Origin of the sequence: Paenibacillus sp. FSL L8-0435 (assembly GCF_037965655.1) — a bacterium.
Classification (GTDB): domain Bacteria; phylum Bacillota; class Bacilli; order Paenibacillales; family Paenibacillaceae; genus Paenibacillus.
This window is the reverse complement of sequence record NZ_CP150185.1, coordinates 1,625,993-1,642,539: the sequence shown is the minus strand read 5'-3', so window position 1 is coordinate 1,642,539 and position 16,547 is coordinate 1,625,993. Positions and strand designations below refer to the sequence as shown.

Annotated in this window: 19 protein-coding genes and 1 pseudogene; 15 read left to right on the top strand and 5 right to left on the bottom strand. The window is 46.8% G+C overall.

Going from position 1 to position 16,547, the window contains the following annotated elements:
- Positions 1–144: 144 nt before the first annotated feature.
- The gene (locus NST33_RS07395) at positions 145–855 is read left to right on the top strand and encodes a GT-D fold domain-containing glycosyltransferase (protein ID WP_339183044.1); all 711 of its coding nucleotides are present in this window, start codon (positions 145–147) and stop codon (positions 853–855) included.
- A 216-nt stretch (positions 856–1,071) separates the two neighbouring features.
- On the opposite strand, the gene NST33_RS07390 is transcribed toward NST33_RS07395, so the two are convergent.
- Entirely contained in the window at positions 1,072–1,479 is a 408-nt protein-coding gene (locus NST33_RS07390) for a hypothetical protein (protein ID WP_091015180.1), read from the bottom strand.
- 190 nt (positions 1,480–1,669) lie between these two features.
- On the opposite strand from NST33_RS07390, the gene NST33_RS07385 reads away from it, so the two are divergent.
- The 14 genes and pseudogenes from NST33_RS07385 to NST33_RS07320 all read left to right on the top strand — a co-directional run bounded on the left by NST33_RS07385 (position 1,670) and on the right by NST33_RS07320 (position 12,814).
- Positions 1,670–2,818 carry an RluA family pseudouridine synthase gene (locus tag NST33_RS07385; RefSeq protein WP_221819276.1) on the top strand — a complete coding sequence of 383 codons (1,149 nt, stop codon included), beginning with the start codon at positions 1,670–1,672 and terminating at the stop codon, positions 2,816–2,818.
- 72 nt (positions 2,819–2,890) lie between these two features.
- On the top strand, positions 2,891–3,469 hold the full coding sequence (locus tag NST33_RS07380; protein ID WP_221819353.1) for a DUF1273 domain-containing protein: 579 nt from the start codon (positions 2,891–2,893) through the stop codon (positions 3,467–3,469).
- 157 nt (positions 3,470–3,626) lie between these two features.
- Positions 3,627–4,442 (top strand): adenosylmethionine decarboxylase, encoded by an 816-nt coding sequence (gene speD / locus NST33_RS07375; protein ID WP_036610662.1) that lies wholly within the window; start codon positions 3,627–3,629, stop codon positions 4,440–4,442.
- A 183-nt stretch (positions 4,443–4,625) separates the two neighbouring features.
- On the top strand, positions 4,626–5,036 hold the full coding sequence (flgB, locus tag NST33_RS07370; RefSeq protein WP_221819275.1) for a flagellar basal body rod protein FlgB: 411 nt from the start codon (positions 4,626–4,628) through the stop codon (positions 5,034–5,036).
- A 151-nt stretch (positions 5,037–5,187) separates the two neighbouring features.
- A pseudogene (locus NST33_RS07365) lies at positions 5,188–5,676 on the top strand (GNAT family protein); the annotation flags it as partial.
- A gap of 159 nt (positions 5,677–5,835) precedes the next feature.
- Positions 5,836–6,288, top strand: coding sequence for an NUDIX domain-containing protein (locus NST33_RS07360; protein ID WP_221819352.1), 453 nt, complete (start codon positions 5,836–5,838; stop codon positions 6,286–6,288).
- Positions 6,289–6,306: 18 nt separating this feature from the next.
- The gene (locus NST33_RS07355) at positions 6,307–7,170 is read left to right on the top strand and encodes an AraC family transcriptional regulator (RefSeq protein WP_339183039.1); all 864 of its coding nucleotides are present in this window, start codon (positions 6,307–6,309) and stop codon (positions 7,168–7,170) included.
- 68 nt (positions 7,171–7,238) lie between these two features.
- Positions 7,239–7,766: an ankyrin repeat domain-containing protein gene (locus NST33_RS07350; protein WP_339183037.1), complete on the top strand. Its 528-nt coding sequence runs from the start codon at positions 7,239–7,241 to the stop codon at positions 7,764–7,766.
- Between the two features lie 220 nt (positions 7,767–7,986).
- Positions 7,987–8,499, top strand: a complete 513-nt coding sequence (locus NST33_RS07345; protein WP_339183034.1) for a sigma-70 family RNA polymerase sigma factor — start codon at positions 7,987–7,989, stop codon at positions 8,497–8,499.
- Positions 8,499–9,815, top strand: a complete 1,317-nt coding sequence (locus tag NST33_RS07340; RefSeq protein ID WP_339183032.1) for a DUF4179 domain-containing protein — start codon at positions 8,499–8,501, stop codon at positions 9,813–9,815. Before NST33_RS07345 ends, NST33_RS07340 begins: the two co-directional genes overlap by 1 nt.
- Positions 9,816–9,926: 111 nt before the next feature.
- The gene (locus NST33_RS07335) at positions 9,927–10,970 is read left to right on the top strand and encodes a S66 peptidase family protein (protein ID WP_339183030.1); all 1,044 of its coding nucleotides are present in this window, start codon (positions 9,927–9,929) and stop codon (positions 10,968–10,970) included.
- A gap of 64 nt (positions 10,971–11,034) precedes the next feature.
- On the top strand, positions 11,035–11,340 hold the full coding sequence (locus tag NST33_RS07330) for a hypothetical protein (protein ID WP_339183028.1): 306 nt from the start codon (positions 11,035–11,037) through the stop codon (positions 11,338–11,340).
- Positions 11,341–11,575: 235 nt separating this feature from the next.
- Positions 11,576–12,337 (top strand): threonine/serine exporter family protein, encoded by a 762-nt coding sequence (locus tag NST33_RS07325; protein WP_036611092.1) that lies wholly within the window; start codon positions 11,576–11,578, stop codon positions 12,335–12,337.
- Between the two features lie 18 nt (positions 12,338–12,355).
- Complete coding sequence (locus NST33_RS07320) at positions 12,356–12,814, top strand: threonine/serine exporter family protein (protein ID WP_339307370.1); 459 nt, start codon at positions 12,356–12,358, stop codon at positions 12,812–12,814.
- A 129-nt stretch (positions 12,815–12,943) separates the two neighbouring features.
- Here the strand turns inward: NST33_RS07320 and NST33_RS07315 are convergent, their stop codons facing one another.
- From NST33_RS07315 to NST33_RS07300, 4 genes are all read right to left on the bottom strand, one after another.
- Positions 12,944–13,450, bottom strand: coding sequence for a DUF2569 family protein (locus NST33_RS07315; RefSeq protein WP_339307368.1), 507 nt, complete (start codon positions 13,448–13,450; stop codon positions 12,944–12,946).
- 137 nt (positions 13,451–13,587) lie between these two features.
- On the bottom strand, positions 13,588–14,541 hold the full coding sequence (locus tag NST33_RS07310; protein WP_339183021.1) for an aminoglycoside phosphotransferase family protein: 954 nt from the start codon (positions 14,539–14,541) through the stop codon (positions 13,588–13,590).
- A gap of 107 nt (positions 14,542–14,648) precedes the next feature.
- Positions 14,649–15,116 carry a DinB family protein gene (locus NST33_RS07305; protein WP_339183019.1) on the bottom strand — a complete coding sequence of 156 codons (468 nt, stop codon included), beginning with the start codon at positions 15,114–15,116 and terminating at the stop codon, positions 14,649–14,651.
- 355 nt (positions 15,117–15,471) lie between these two features.
- Complete coding sequence (locus NST33_RS07300) at positions 15,472–16,413, bottom strand: YwqG family protein (RefSeq protein WP_339307366.1); 942 nt, start codon at positions 16,411–16,413, stop codon at positions 15,472–15,474.
- Between the last annotated feature and the right edge of the window lie 134 nt (positions 16,414–16,547).

Here is a 16,547-nt window from a genome sequence, read left to right as displayed (position 1 = left end):
GCGGTACCGACAGATGTACTAACTTTCATATAAATAGATTGATATACAACTGAAGATGACGCCCTTTGGGTCAAACGTACATATCGTTACGGTATTCGCAACATAGAATAGAACAGTTCAATTTTCAAAGGAGGCAACCCATCAATGAATTCGATCTATCTTGAAATGGAAGGTGTGCTTGATCAGCTCGAAGCGGCACTTCTGGAACACCGACCGCTGTCTCTTGTAAGAGTCGGTGATGGCGAGAATATCGTCATGTCTCAAGAAACCGTATGGCCTACGGAACAGGTCCTTCAGGAGCGTTGGGCCAAGAAAGCCAACCTAGGGCAAAAGGGACTTCGTCTTCCCAACCCGAAACTACGGGATGAAGTCGCCGCTTCCTTGCAACGTGCCGATATCGTGGGCATTCTTCCTCGTGGTGACAGCACCATCAATGCTCCCGATTATCTCAAAAGACCCCTGACCGACATGGTATTTGCACACTTTGGCATCTCTCCTCCACTGACTTGTCACGCCTGTGTCAATCGGGAACTGGCGCAGAACCCGCGTTTCTGGCAGATGCTTGCAGGCAAGCGTGTGTTACTCGTTACCCGTGAGATTGAGGAACTGCGTGTGATGCTCGAACGTGAGCCCTATAATCTAAACATTGTGACTGCCCTGCCCTTCGACAGCTATGATCAAATGGATGAAACGCTGCACTGGATTCAGAATAATCAACAGACCTTCGATGTCGCTCTCTTCTCCTGTGGCGTCAACGCGGTTATCCTTGCGGAGCGAACAGCCGCACTCGCAGGCAAAGTTGCTATCGATTTTGGCAAAGCCAACAACATCATTCTGAAAGGCCGTGCCAACTGATCATGGACAGTTCCAAACTTTAGATTCGTGATTTGTATTGAAACGTGCAGATGCTGTACGGCAAAAACCCCCGACTTCTTAAGCCGGGGGTTTCTTGCTGAGCGCTAGTCGAAACCTATCGCTGCATTGTCTTGCGTTTCTGGGGTATGAAGCGAACTCTGCCGTCAACGGAAGTGATGACGAAGCACTCTGCCTGTTATATTTCGCCTTTCACTACTAACCGGTGGCTGCAATACCATATAACATCTCCGGCCCGGTTCTTACTGCTGTGGACACCCCCGAGATGAACGAAGTATACACACTTTCCAATGCTGGTGGTGCAGCTAGATCCTGAGCTGTGAACGAATGAAATTCGGCACCTCCGTTCTGTCCAATCGTACCTTCAGCACGGTAGATGATATAGAAAGGATCATATAAAAAACCCCGCACAAGCTCCACAACAAAGGTATCTCCCAGTTCTCCCGTAACACCTACTGTCCCGTTCAACGTAATAATGGGATTCACCACACCCTGCGTCTGCAGACCAATGGTGCCGAAAGCTGTCGGGGATTCTGACAGTGACAAACCGGGCTGTCCTACGGTTGCCGAGTTCATCGAAGTTCTCATATCGAGAAACACGCCCATGAGTAACACCTCCAATGCTATGGGATACCCTATCCTATGAATCTCACTACTCTTATGATTGGATGTATAGCAGATTGTATGAACCTATTTTTATTTGTCGACTGTTAATGGTATATTGAACTGCATAACGAAAATGAACGGATCGTATGCACACAAGCGGTACAGGCTGTTCAGAAGGAGATTACTATTCATGAATAAACGCAAACGTCCAACAGGCAAGACATCGGCCTCGGCCAAGGGGAAATCTTATACAGGTTCATCTTCAGCACGGTCCGGCAAGTCCAACTTCTCATCTGCCAAAACATCAGGTGCTTCCGCATCACGTAATACGGAGGAGAATAAGAAGCCAATAACCGCGAAATCATCGGGTGCACCCAAGAAAGCTGGAGGCAACAAACCCAAAAATGCCAGCGCATCCAAACGACCAGGTAATTCCTACTATCGCAAGCAGGAACCACCACGCCAGTACAAAGTGACCAAACCCGATGAACTGTTGAACTTCCTGTTGCAGCATTTGAAATCAGGACGGAACGCAGTGAAGTCCATTCTGGGTCGTGGACAGGTATCCGTGGATCAGAAGGTCGTAACCAAGTTTAATGAAGCGCTGACGCCAGGTCAGATTGTCTACATTCGAAAAGAAGGTGCAGTCGCTGCTCCGTCCTTAACGGGTATTAACATTTTGCATGAAGACGATGATATCATTGTGATCCGCAAGGAAGCCGGACTGTTGTCCATTGCCGCAGACAAGACAGATGACCTCACGGCTTATCGCCAACTGACAGAGCATGTACGCCGCACCAATCCGCTCAACCGGATCTTTGTTGTCCATCGTCTGGATCGGGATACATCGGGTGTGATGATGTTTGCCAAAAGTGAAGAGGTGCAGCAGAAGCTGCAAAACAACTGGAAAGAAAATGTGCAGGACCGCGTCTACGTTGCCCTTGTTGAAGGTTCAGTAGCCAAAGAAGAAGGCACCATCTCTTCTTGGTTGAAGGAAACCAAAACGCTGAAAATGTACTCCAGTTCTCGTCCGAATGATGGACAACACGCCATTACACATTACAAACGTCTGAAATCGAACCGTGAGTTCTCCCTGCTGGAAGTGCGTCTGGAGACAGGCCGTAAAAATCAGATTCGTGTGCATATGGAAGATCTCGGACATCCGATTGCCGGTGACAGAAAATACGGCGCACGTACAAGAGACCTCGGCCGTCTCGGACTTCATGCACGTATACTCTCGTTTATCCATCCCACAACGGATGAGTTAATGTCATTTGAAACGGATATTCCGAAGCCATTCCTGTATCCGTTCCGTGCAGAAATTCCACCTGCGAAATAACTGCACCTCTAATGTGTGCATATATAGAAAATTCACTAATCGATTGATCATGCCTGAAAGGAGGAACGGACACTGAAAAACCTGTTAATCACCGGTTACCGGGCACATGAATTGCAGATTTTTGGACAGAAACATGAAGGTATTCCATTTATCAAGAAGGCCATTGCCTCCCGCCTCACTCCCCTTGTCGAGGATGGTCTGGAATGGGTGCTGACGCCGGGACAATACGGTGTGGACCTGTGGGCCTGCGAAGTAGTGATTGATCTAAAGAAGACGTATCCACATCTGAAGCTGTCGATCATCACTGCCTTTCAGAACCCTGAGGAGCAATGGAAAGAAGACAAGCAGGAGTATTACCGTTCCATCCTCTCGGGTGTGGACTATTACGGTGCGATTAGCAATCAACCTTATATCGGGCCGTGGCAGTTCACTGCACGGGATGATCTGTTGCTCCGTAAAAGCGACGGTCTTCTCCTCGTCTATGATGAAGATGCCGGGGAAGGCAGTCCCCGTTTTGTGAAGGAAAAAGCCGTGAAGAAACAGCAGAACGAGGACTATACAATCATCAGTGTCACTTCAGAGGATATTCAATCTGTAGCTGAGGATGAGCGCATGAACGATGTTATAGACTTTGACGATTCTTCATTCTGAAAAAATGTAGATCATCTGAAGTCCATTCATGCATAGCTTTCATCAGAGGAGAATCGTATTTTGAATGACGTACATATGTTTTTTTTCGAGGCAGGTTGGGTATAAGTAGTATTATAACTGCGATGATATGTCGTATGGGATAAGGGGAACTGCAACCATGACAATTACGCCAGAGCAGCGCATTCAACTGCATGGATTTAACAACCTGACCAAGTCGCTCAGTTTTAATATGTACGATATTTGTTATACCAAAACCAAAGACGAACGCGAAGCTTACATTGAATATATTGATGAACAATATAACGCCGCCCGGCTGAGTAAAATTCTGAACAATGTCTCTGACATCATCGGAGCCCACGTTCTTAATGTTGCCCAGCAGGATTACGTGCCTCAAGGTGCGAGTGTTACGATGCTTGTCTCGGAAGGTCCGATTGTGGAAATCCCTGAAGAATCACTCGATGAATCTCCCGGCCCTCTGCCCGATAACGTTGTCATGCAGCTGGATAAAAGCCATATCACTGTGCACACCTACCCTGAATTTCATCCTAGTGAAGGTATCAGTACCTTCCGTGCGGACATTGATGTCTCCACCTGCGGTGAGATCTCACCGCTTAAGGCGCTGAATTATCTGATCCACTCATTTGATACGGACATTATGACGATGGATTACCGGGTGCGTGGTTTTACGCGGGATACGAGCGGACGCAAGCTGTTCATTGACCATGAGATCGGCTCGATTCAGAATTATATTCCGGACGAGATCAAGAGCAGCTTTGACATGATTGACGTGAACGTCTATCAGGAGAACATTTTTCACACCAAGTGTAAACTGAGGGAGTTTGATCTCGACAATTATCTGTTTGGGTACACCAAGGATAAGCTCAGCAAGAAGGAACAACAGGAGATTACGGAGTGGCTGAAGCTGGAGATGGACGAGATCTATTACGGTAAAAATATTAATCGTCCCTCTTAAAGAGGTTGTTCAACGCTGATCCATAAGGGCAAAGTCTAAGACAAGATTTCATGAAGGCAGGGTTCTTCTTTTCGGGGGGCCTCCGCCATGTGCTTGTCTTTTTCTTTGTTATGTTGACAGTGTGCAACTTTATTTCTTATTATAGAAGTAACTGTACAATCTACAGTGAAGGAGACTGAGCCCGTGATCGAAACGAATACGACAAGACGTAACGAATCACTGTTACAAGCGCTTACTGCACAACACAATGCCATTACCAACAACATTGCCAATGCAGACACACCCAACTACAAAAAGAAAACGGTAGAATTTCAGGAAGAGCTGAGACGTATCGTTGAAAATGGCAAAACAGATCAGCTCGCCATGAAGCGGACTCATAACAAACACTTCCCTGTCAGTGATCCCAATTCTTCCATCGTGCAGTACCGAATTGTCGAGAACAACGAAACTACGATGAACAATAACAACAATAACGTTGACATTGACAAGGAAATGGCGGACCTTTCAGAGAACCAGCTCATGTATAACTACATGGTTGATCGGGTCAGTGGACATTACAAAAAAATGAAGAATTTATTGAATGATCTGAAATAATGAATGTACAAGCAGCCTGAAACGGCTGCTTTTTTTTATGGTTCTTTTCCACTGAGTATAGCTCGTTTGGTGCCATTTTTCGGTATCCGCTTCTGTTCATAGTATAATGGGGAGAAACGATTGATTTCATATCGAATAAAAGAGGTGCAACATGTCTCCACGTCATTTAAATGGATTTCAAGGTTCCAAAGTCAGATTAGCGGCCCCATGCCCGGAAGATTGCATGCGTCTCTCCCGCTTCACAGACGATTATGAATACTTGCGCAACATGGATACCGATATCGCGATCCCGTTAACGCCGGATGAGACAGGGTCTTCCTCTGTCCGCCGAGACAACGGATTTGAATTTGCATTACGTACACTGGAGGGCAACCGATTCATTGGCTTCACAGCCCTGTACCGGATTGAATGGAACAATCGCTCTGCTCGTCTGGCCATTGGTATCGGCGAAGAAAATGATCGAGGTAAAGGGTACGGCAGTGATGCCCTTGCTCTGATTCTTCGGTATGGCTTTCACGAATTGAACCTGAACCGAATTGCGCTGGAAGTCATCGAATACAATGAAGCTGCTAGACGTGCATACCTAAAAGCCGGATTCCGGGAAGAGGGTCGCCAGCGTTCTGCAGTTTTGCGGGATGGCATGCATTATGACCTGATCTCGATGAGTATCCTTGCGGAAGAATGGTCGGCACAGTCTGGGCTTCCCTTATCATTCCGGTCTAATCGTACTCCTGAATCTGGGGAAATGGACGCGGGTGGTTTTGCACAACCTAATGGGAACGAACAAGCTGCGCTGTCAATGTCGGAATTAAGTTCAGATCCAAAAGGCGAATCTGAGATTTCACCTCGCATCGGCGTAGGTGCGGTCATCCTGAATGAACGGGGCGAAGTGCTTCTCGCCTGGCGGAATCGTCAACCCGAGCAATACACCTGGAGTATTCCCGGCGGGAAAGTAGATCCCTACGAATCACTGGAAACTGCCGTCATCCGTGAAATCAAGGAGGAAGTGAATCTGGATATCGCCATCGACAGTCTGCTCTGTACGGCGGAGACGATCCAGCCACAACATAAGGAACATTGGATATCCGTGCTCTATTCCACCAAGGTGATTGGCGGTCATGCTCGTAATCTGGAAGAAGGCGGAGCCATTGGTGAGATCGGTTGGTTCCCATTGAATGATCTGCCCTCTCCACTCGCCTGCTTTGCCGTACCTGGGCTGGAAGCTGCGAAGAAGTTATATAACCAGAATTAAGCTTGGAGGTGCTTGCAAATGTTGGAGATTCCTCTTCCTCGACCTGTACCCTTCATTCTGCATGAATCGAGTTCCCAATTCGATTGGAAAGGCAGCGGCTCGTTATCACTGAAAACATTCCGTAACGGAAAAACGCTCTATGAAGCGGGCCGCGGTCACTTCGCAGTTAATAATGAGAACTATCTGCTTCTGAATGAGGGTCAGGAATATAGTCTCCACATTGATTCATCTACTCCAGTTGAATCCTTCTGTATCTTCTTCCCTTCCGGTTATGTGGAAGAGATCGGACGGAATCTAATGACCAGTGATCTTCGTCTACTTGATGAGCCGTATAGTTATTCATCCTCTAACAAGATTGAGTGGGTAGAACGTACATATGCCATGGATAATCGGCTTGGCGCAGCTCTGAATGATTTGCGGAATTTGTACAGTCAAGACACACTGGATTCCTGGGCAATAGCGGAGCAGCTTCATCAGCTCGCTTTTCACATGCTGGATCTACACCGTAATGTTCAGCAAGAGATCAACGAACTGGATATGATCAGACGTTCAACCAGAGAAGAGTTGTACCGAAGAGTGTATATCGGGCATGAGTATATCTCCGCCTACTATGATCAGCCGTTAACGCTAGAACAGACTGCAGCGGCTGCACAACTATCCGTGAATCATTTTCTACGCAGTTATAAAAAGTTGTTTGGTACTTCACCCCATCGTTATCTGACCGAATGCAGACTATTGGCTGCGAAGCGGCTTTTGCTTGATTCGGACAGGTCTGTAACTAAAATCTGTTATGATGTGGGCTTCGAAAGCCTCGGTTCGTTCAGTTCATTATTCACTAGACGCTTCCATAGCTCTCCTTCCCAGCTGCGGGCAAAAAGGTGATTATGAAGAAGAACCTCTGAAGAGGAACATCTATAATTAAATTATCTCATCAGATGGAGGTATTCCTTATGAATCATGCAGAACAGATTAATCAACTATTTCAGGCTGCACAGTCTGGAGATGTGGCCAACCTGCAATTATTGCTCGCTTCTCACCCGGAACTCACCAATACTGAAAATCAGGATGGGTTAACTCCGCTGGGATATGCCTCTCATTATGGACAAGCAGAAGTAGTTCGTCTCCTTCTGGAGCATGGAGCAGATGTTAACACCCTTTCTCATTCCAAGATTTCCTTTATTCCGTCCAATACTGCACTACATGCCGCGCTTGCGGGAGAACGTTCGCCAGAAGTTATCCGCCTTTTACTCGAACATAGGGCATCCACAAGTATTCTGGACAGCGATGGACAATATGCATTGCACTCCGCAGCATTTCATACGGATCAGATCGAACTTATTGAGATGTTACTCCAGCATGGAGCTGATCCAAACGCGCTAAACTTAGCGGGCCAAACCGCACTGGATATTTCACTTGAGCGTGGTAACACGTCTACAGCTTCATGTCTGCTAGCAGCCGTTACAGCGCATCAGCAATAATGATTAGATAACGTGAGCAGTACCGCGAATAACCGTCAGGACTCTTTTTGGAGTACAAAGAGAAGGTCTGACGGTTATTTGTTGTCCTGTATGTTCTCATGCAAATACGTAGTTCAACTATTATAGAAATCAGGTACATACATATTTTTCTAAGAAAACAAGAACCGTTTGAAGCTTTACACGGTCTAATACTCAACATATCGATGAAAGGAGGAGCCATGTGACCCCTTCTCAGCTCACCATCGCCGCACAAAAAGGGGATGCCGAGGCTTTTGCAGCCTTAATGGAATTACATCAGAGCCAACTGTACCGTATCGCATATGCCTACCTGCATAACGAAGGTGATGCGCTCGAAGCGATTCAGGAATCAACGTTCAGGGCGTTCCATAAACTCAAAAAATTAAAAGAGCCCTCCTACTTTGGCACTTGGCTCATCCGCATACTGCTCAACTACTGTGCGGACGAACGCAAACGTAAAAGTCGGTTCAGTCCCGTCACCGAGATTATTGAATCCAGCAGTTGGGATCGTCCTGCGGACCCCGATCTTGCTGCCGCCGTATCCACCCTTGACCGGGATTGCAAACAGATTATTATCCTGAGTTATTTCGAAGGTTTCTCCTTAACTGAAGTTGCCGATATTCTCGACATCCCGACCGGAACTGTAAAATCCCGATTACATCGGGCACTCGGACAGCTCCGTGATCAACTTGAAACGAAAGGAGATGTATCCTGATGACGGATGAACAAAACTCATTCGACACATTGGAAGAACGTCTGAATGCTCGAAAGACGGAATACGAAACCATGCCTGTACCGGATGCCGCCTATCAGGCTGTTCAGTCCGGAATCCGCCAGGCTGCCCGCAAACGCAAGTCCCGGCTGCGCTGGTATATGAGTTCCATCTCGGCAGCGGCTCTCATCCTGCTGTTTACCGGATGTATCCGTGTCTCTCCCGCTTTTGCATCCTTCGTGGAGCAATTGCCCGGAATGGAGGGCATTGTGAGTATGATTCGCCAGGACAAAGGATTAATGATGGCCATCGATAAGTCCCTCTTACAGCAGGTCGGTGTCACCGACGAGCATGATGGTACTTCCTTGACCGTTGATGGCATTATCACAGACGAGTCACGTATGGTTATTTTCTACACGATGAAAGGCATGAAAGATTCCGAGAAATTCAACTATGACATTGATTTGCTGGATGAGAACGGTAAAGACCTTCCTGTTGCGTTTAGCTATTCCTCTCTTAATCCAGCTTCAGAAAGTGGAATTTATGAGGATAAAATCGATATCTCATTCATAGAATCTTTACCGCCACATGAGCTGACCGTTATATTTAAGGAACGAGGTAAGGAACCGAATAATAAGTGGAAAGTCACCTTCCCCGTGGATCACAGCTTAACAAAAGGCATGAAAAAAATCATTCCCGTAAACCAAACAATGACCGTGGACGGGCAGCGTATCCATGTGAAACAGGCCATTCTGTATCCCACTCGCCTTGTACTTGATATCGAATATGATCGGAACAATACCAAAACAATCTTTAACATTCGTGATCTGCACTTGGTAGATGAGCAAGGCCGAGCATGGCGAACAGATTCATCTTCTATCTCAGGCTCTGGAAGTTCCGTCTTTTTCGAAAGCATGTACTTCTCCACTCCGAAAAAACTGACTTTGCAAGGGTCTGGCCTTTCAGCGGTGGATAAGGAAGAACTGGTTATCAGCATTGATCCATCTTCAGGTGAAATACAAGGCGGCCCATCCAGTTTGAAATTGCTGCAAAGCACGGTCCAGGGCAAAAATCTGATCCTCGAGTTTTCAATTGCAGATGCTCAAAATGCTACTTCGGGGCTATCATTTACCAACATTGAGGACAGTAAAGGAAACCCTTTCGACATTAATGAAGTAGGCTGGAGCCCTTCCGTCTTTGAAGCAAGAGTTGTCATTAAAAATGGAGCCGCAGCCAAAGGAAATCTGACAATGGAAATATTCTCTTACCCTGATCAAATTCGCGCACCGTTCTCTATTGAAATTCCTGTGACTCCCTAAAGAAAATGTAACCGCCATAATTGCAAGCCACTCGACGTTGTCATGCACTATAATGAAAATATTAAACAGCTACATTAAATCGATATGTTCACAAGAAAGGGTGTTTCCACAATGAATAATCGTTCAATCCGTTATCCGCAACCACTCGCGCAAGGGGACATGATCGGTGTGGCAGCCCCCTCCAGCGGTGTAGGCGAATCCCTATACCACTATCTTGAGGAGAGCAAACGTAATATGGAGCGCCTTGGTTTTGGCGTGCTGGAAAGCCCGTCGCTCCGCCACAACACCAAATGTGTGAGTGCCTCCAAAGAGGAACGCGCCGAAGAAATGAATGAATTTTTCCGCAATCCAAATATTCAAGCGATTATCCCTCCATGGGGCGGGGAATTTCTGATGGATATCCTGCCCCTGCTGGATTGGGAAGCTTTGAAAACATTACCGCCCAAATGGGTCATGGGATATTCGGATATCAGTACGTTCTTGTTCGCCTATACCCTGATCACCGGAACAGCATCCGCACATGGCACCAATTATGTTGATCTAAGATCAAACGCCCTCGATCCCGTGACTGCGCGCTGGATTGATGTGTTACAGACCAAATACGGCGGACAGATCACACAATCGTCTTCCACACATTATCAATCGGCATGGAAACCGGAATCTCCTGGATTTAACCTGGATACACCTTCGCAATGGAAACAGCTCGGCCACTCGGAAGATGCAGATACCGCTGTGTCGTTCTCCGGTCGGCTGATCGGTGGCTGTATGGATACGATCTCCAGTCTGATTGGTACGCCGTATGCACCCGTCCAATCGTATTTGGATCAGTACTGTGCAGACGAAGGTACCATCTGGTATCTGGAAAGCTGTGAGATGAATGCGGGGGATATCTACCGTCATCTGTGGCAGATGAGACAGGCTGGCTGGTTTGCAGGTGTAAAAGGTTTCATGTTCGGCCGACCTGCGGGTTACTCCGATACAGCCGATTTCAATTTTACCGATGCCCTATCCTCTGCACTTGGGGATCTGGATGTACCTGTACTGTACGATGTGGATCTCGGCCATGTTCCGCCCCAGCTCACCTTTGTGAATGGAGCATTGGGCAAAGTCGCTTATGAAAATGGACGCGGGAGCCTTGAGATGGCGTTTGTGTAATCACCTTTTATAGGCAGATGCATACCTTGAAGTAAGAACTTATTTTGAGGAAGGGTTGTGCATCATGTCTGAATCCACATCCACGCCATCCGCGCGTGTCGTGTATCAAGCCAATCAACCGATGCTTCAATCCGTGCAAAGTGTGCGGAATATGCTTCATCATACAGCCCGGCAGCATATAGGCAAGAAGGTACACGTCCAGAATATCGATGGGCAAGTGTGGGAAGGTGTCATCATCAGTGCAGACCGGGGAATTTTGTATCTCCAGGTTACCCCGATGCACGGATATCCTGAACCGCGCGCCTTGTTTGGACCAACGATTTTGCCGCTTGTGCTGTATGAATTGTTGGTTATCACACTCTTGATGTAGGGGTATTGTACTTCCATATCCGAACCTGTTCCAAGAAGCTTCGCTCCTGAGATCTTCAAGTCTTGGGAACGAGGCTTTTTTATGGTCCCGGCCATGGTGCGGTATGATTCCTTGCGAGCGTGTGAAATATGATACAATGGTGTCGCACCACCCCATATCTCATATGAAACGGAGCTTGATCCGGTTGGAATACATACGTCATGATTCATCACCCGTATCACAAGCCGAGACGGGTATGATTGGCAGCAACCCTACTGAACAATCCCGCGTGATTGCAATCTGTCTGCTCGCAGGCAAAATCATGCTGCAAAGCGGTGGTGAAACCTACCGTGTGGAAGATACGATGAAACGTATGGCGGCTGCGCTGGGTTTACCCCATTCGCACAGTTACGTTGTTCCGACAGGCATTTTCTTCTCTGTTGATGCAACCGAACCCGCCAAGCTGATTCGTATCTCCGAGCGTACGACGGATCTGGACAAGGTGTCTGAGGTGAATGCAGTCTCCCGCCGCATTGGGCAAGGTGAGCTATCCGCTCAGGAAGCTCATGATCTGTTGGTACAGATCGAAGGCAAGCCCTCCTCCTATTCAACGGCGGTGCAGCTTACGGCCGCAGCGTTATCCAGTGGTTGTTTTACCATTATGTTTGGCGGGGGCTGGAGCGACTTTCTTCCGGCGTTAATCTGCGGGGGCATAGGTTATGCAGCCGTTATTGCCTTTCACAGGTTGGTGCGGGTCAAATTCTTTGCCGAGCTTACGGCATCCTTTGTTATTGGCTTACTCGCTTTTCTCCTGATCTACATGGGAGTAGGTCATGAACGGGACAAAATCATTATTGGTTCGGTTATGCCACTGGTTCCGGGGCTGCTGATTACCAATGCTGTACGCGATCTAATGGCCGGACATCTTGTCTCCGGATTATCCAAGGGAGCCGAGGCATTTCTGACCGCCTTTGCCATAGGTACCGGCATTGCAGTTGTATTTTCACTTTTTATGTAAGACGGAGGAATGCAGGATATGCTCCATTTTATTGAACAAGCCTTGACCAGTTTTGTCGCTTCAGCCGCGTTTGGGATCATCTTCAACGCACCACGGCGCATGCTGCTCCACGGTGGATTTGTCGGCATGATCGGCTGGATCATCTATATCGTGCTTGAATATGCAGCGGATGCAGTTCCTGCTACACTTGCAGCGACCATAGCCGTAGGTGTCATCAGCCAGGTATTCTCTCGCATGTTTCGTGCACCTGTCATCATCTTTAGCGTCGCAGGCATCATCCCTCTCGTTCCTGGTGGACTGGCGTATAATGCGATGCGAAGTTTTGTGCAAAATGATTACGGTGCAGCCATGGAGATGGCCGCCAAGGCACTCATGTTATCAGGCGCTATTGCCGTAGGCCTCGTGTTGTCCGAGGTATTGAACCAGATGATACGCCGAATTCCCGCCTCACTACGGACAAAATCATCATTGAAATAATTGTTCTTTTCACATATTCAGCATACGTAAGGCCCGTTAGCATACAGGATAAAATCTTGTATAACAACGGGCCTTACGTATCGCTTTTATAGAGCACTATAGTGCAGTGAGACAATCAAAGAAGTCTATTTACTTCACAAACGTATTTTTCACACGTACCGACTTTAGGAAATACGGGGTAAAGATACAACATGTCAGAAGCGATCGTACGATCAACTGAAAAGCCGGAGTTGCATCAAGCACATGCTGTTCTCTTGGGATTTCATTGCGCGCAATCAGAATCCACGTCACGATGCTTATGATCACATTCATCAGGTACATCACCATCATCATACGCGGAAACTGTCTCTTCCGTTTATATAAAAGAATGAGATTCACGATAACGATCATCAATAGAATGGTACTGCTTATGAAACCAAACCACAGGAGTGGACGGATCATCTCCGTGTAAATCTGAGGATCGACACCACGGTCTACTTCCCATCTGGCAGGGTCCATGATGACATTCACCTGCGATACATCCGAAATGAGAAACACCAACGCAAACCAAAGACTGATCTGGATTAAAATAAGCCATCCGCCCAATCCGGAGATACCAGGCAGCTCTCCATCCGAGTTCATGTGTCTATTGTTCATTTCATCCTCCTCATACCGAATATTAAACGTCTTCAGTAATAACCGCTTGTGCCTAAGTTCCACTTCGTTGCCTGGCCTTAAATATAATCTTCTGATCCGGGTATACCTTAGCATAATCTGTTGGCTATGCTTTTCCCTTACCTGTTCAAAGTATACCACCGAGGGATGAAACTGCGAAAATCATCATGATCTTCACGGACACGTTCGATCTTGGTCATCATCTCATGTGTCTCTTCCGGCTTCACCTGCTGAATCCACACCACAGAAGACACCAGCGCCATGGCCGTATACAGTGAATACAATCTCCAGAATAACTCATCCGGTTCATTGCCATCGAAATAACCCTGAATTTGACCTATGGAATATGGAATACTGATCTCCGAAGCAAACAAACCCAGCTTCAAAAATTCATGAATGGGATCACCTTGATCATAACGATTAAAATCAACCACTCCTGCGAGTTTATCCTGCTTAACGACGAGATTGCTCGGGTGAAAGTCATCATGCTGAAATCCATCTGGACGATTTTTCATCCAACCAAGATGGTCTGCAATAAACGTTAGAATAACATGATCCTCTTTCATCACGATAGGGCACTGTTTATAGCGCTCCACGTAACGTTGATGCTTGGTGCTCTTGCGTATGTACCATGATTCGATCTGTCCCTCCATCGGCAACTGGTGAATCAGCTGTAGCTGCACTCCTGCTTCCAAACCAACCGCCCACTGCTGCTGTTCATTCAGCTGAGGCAGTCTCTCGGAAGCATCTTCGCCTTCAATGTAGCTAAGAATCATATATCCGTTCTTCTCATCCAATCTACCTGTGCCCAACGTTGCTGGACACAGTACACCTAATTGTTGCATGCTCTGCAAATATTGATATTCCCTTTGCTTCATCCATTCCTCAGCAATATCATACACCCTCACCAGCACATGGCCTTGACCAGGGATAAACATTTTGAATTTAGTATCTGCTGAATAACCCTTCATAACAGGTTCAATCCGCGTGGCCTGACCAAGTTCAGGAATCTGTTTTAACCTGTCAATTAACGTATTGTCCATCGATGCATTCCATGTATCGTGTTGTTCCACGTCCCGAATCCTCCGTTATTTCACGTATGGCGTGTAGTATCGTCGGTCTATTCCCACTTTAACCCATGATATTTCCTATAACATGCTTATATGTATTCTATCCGTTTCTATTTAAAAAGTACTGATTCGGGTTCTTTGCCCGTCAGGGTCAGCATCGTATACAATTGTCCTCTGTGATGATATACATGCCCCATAATCTCAAGTAACCACTCCAGCCGACTATAGGAAGCTCCCCAGTACGAATCCGTCACATGTAATAACTCTTCCGTGTTAAACTGCCTGTACCGTTGGTATAGATACATCTGGTTATCAATCAAAGCCTGCTTGATCTCACCGAGCGAATGCGCCTGATTCTCTGCATAGAATTGAGCCATCTCTTCCTCCGATGCACCTTCGGAAATATAAACATCCGCTCGGCAGATCACAGACAGATGGGCTAGTAATTCTCCAACAGGCCGTTTACCTTCAATTGGAGTCAAAGCCAAATCTTCTTCCGACAACTGATCACATATATCAATCAACGATGTTACGGCCACGTCAATATGTTTGAACGCAGATTGAATCAACAGACACACTTCCTTTTTATCCCATTATACAGAACATATGATCGGTTATCAACCAAGATATCCCTCCCTAATATATACCCCAAATCTATATAAATTGAACAAAACATTTACACAAAACGGAGAAGACAGAAAGGACCTGAAGAAGCGGAGCGTTCGCCTTTATCCCCGGATTTCCCCTTTATAAAAGGAATCAAAAAAAATCTGGGGATAACAGCGATCGGAAGGTTGTTCTGTCATCGGAGTGTGCAGTGTAAATATTCTTTAGTTCAATTTATATAACAATCTACGAACAAAAAAAGTCCTTCCTCCTTCTTATAGACGGGATTCAGGACATTTTGTTGCCTATTTGTTTTCAAATCTTTGCTCAACTTGAGTATAACGAACAATACGTTTGCTCGAATCGTCCAGCCTCCAAGTCAGACTTGCGAATGAAAAATTGCAGTTCCCCGCAATCCCACCATTGGAAACCAATAGCATCATGCGTATCTATCTTCAACAGCAGCAGCGTATCGGATAGTTCCTGCCATGTCCGATCCTCATCACCGCCGTAATGCTTGGTCAGCTTCTTCTCACACTCCTGCTCATTATAATCGTACTCTTCTCCCAGTGCGATCTGTAACAAGGCACGATGCTCGGCATCCGGATGCTGCCCGTCAGGATATCCAAACATCCCACCCCAATTCAGCGTACTTGGATGATTCCAACTCGACTCGAATTCAAGGTAACGGTCATACAGACTCACTTCCGCTTCGGCCTCATCGTTCTCAAGCCTCGGCGGCGAGAGCTCATTCAGCCCGTTGGAGTCAATATATGCATATGTAGGAAACTCAAGATTAGGCAGCACAGTCACCGAATGTGCAACAAACGGTGCTCCATCCAGCGCGGTATCATCCTCAGGCTCTCGCCTTATCAGGTTATGAGAACTCGGCTCAAAAATCACACGATGTTCAATGGGACAAGCAGATTCATCCGTGCCAATGAAAAAGTATAACATTCCACGTTCAGGCAAAGTCCCGCGCCCATCATTCGGCGTATACGGCGACAAATCCACCAGGTTCAGTTGGGCCAGGAAAGTCATTAGAACTCCTTCTTGTGTTACGGGCCATTCCATGCGACTTGGCAAATCCGGATGTCCACCCACACGTGAGTTTCCTGTTCTGCGATATTCGTCCAGTGTGGATACATCGAGGCGAATTCCCCAGCGGCTTGAAGACAGCAGCAGATCGGCAGCAACTCCCAAACCATATTCCTCAAGTGTTTTACGGGCTTTTCTGGTCAGACGTTCACATTGTTCTGGCTTAATCATATAGATCCTCCCCTTTTGACAATACACCTATGCTGAGACATATTCAGGTTCACACCTGTATATTCTTCCGCCCGGACGTCTTTCCCTGCTTCTAGCAAAAAAAGAGACTGACATCCCCTGTCAGTCTACTTCCT

Coding starts and splice junctions, on each gene's coding strand:
- NST33_RS07395 (WP_339183044.1), top strand. CDS start 145: ATGAATTCGATCTATCTTGAAATGGAAGGTGTGCTTGATCAGCTCGAA.
- NST33_RS07390 (WP_091015180.1), bottom strand. CDS start 1,479: ATGGGCGTGTTTCTCGATATGAGAACTTCGATGAACTCGGCAACCGTA.
- NST33_RS07385 (WP_221819276.1), top strand. CDS start 1,670: ATGAATAAACGCAAACGTCCAACAGGCAAGACATCGGCCTCGGCCAAG.
- speD (WP_036610662.1), top strand. CDS start 3,627: ATGACAATTACGCCAGAGCAGCGCATTCAACTGCATGGATTTAACAAC.
- NST33_RS07360 (WP_221819352.1), top strand. CDS start 5,836: ATGTCGGAATTAAGTTCAGATCCAAAAGGCGAATCTGAGATTTCACCT.
- NST33_RS07355 (WP_339183039.1), top strand. CDS start 6,307: ATGTTGGAGATTCCTCTTCCTCGACCTGTACCCTTCATTCTGCATGAA.
- NST33_RS07350 (WP_339183037.1), top strand. CDS start 7,239: ATGAATCATGCAGAACAGATTAATCAACTATTTCAGGCTGCACAGTCT.
- NST33_RS07340 (WP_339183032.1), top strand. CDS start 8,499: ATGACGGATGAACAAAACTCATTCGACACATTGGAAGAACGTCTGAAT.
- NST33_RS07335 (WP_339183030.1), top strand. CDS start 9,927: ATGAATAATCGTTCAATCCGTTATCCGCAACCACTCGCGCAAGGGGAC.
- NST33_RS07330 (WP_339183028.1), top strand. CDS start 11,035: ATGTCTGAATCCACATCCACGCCATCCGCGCGTGTCGTGTATCAAGCC.
- NST33_RS07325 (WP_036611092.1), top strand. CDS start 11,576: ATGATTGGCAGCAACCCTACTGAACAATCCCGCGTGATTGCAATCTGT.
- NST33_RS07320 (WP_339307370.1), top strand. CDS start 12,356: ATGCTCCATTTTATTGAACAAGCCTTGACCAGTTTTGTCGCTTCAGCC.
- NST33_RS07315 (WP_339307368.1), bottom strand. CDS start 13,450: ATGAACAATAGACACATGAACTCGGATGGAGAGCTGCCTGGTATCTCC.
- NST33_RS07300 (WP_339307366.1), bottom strand. CDS start 16,413: ATGATTAAGCCAGAACAATGTGAACGTCTGACCAGAAAAGCCCGTAAA.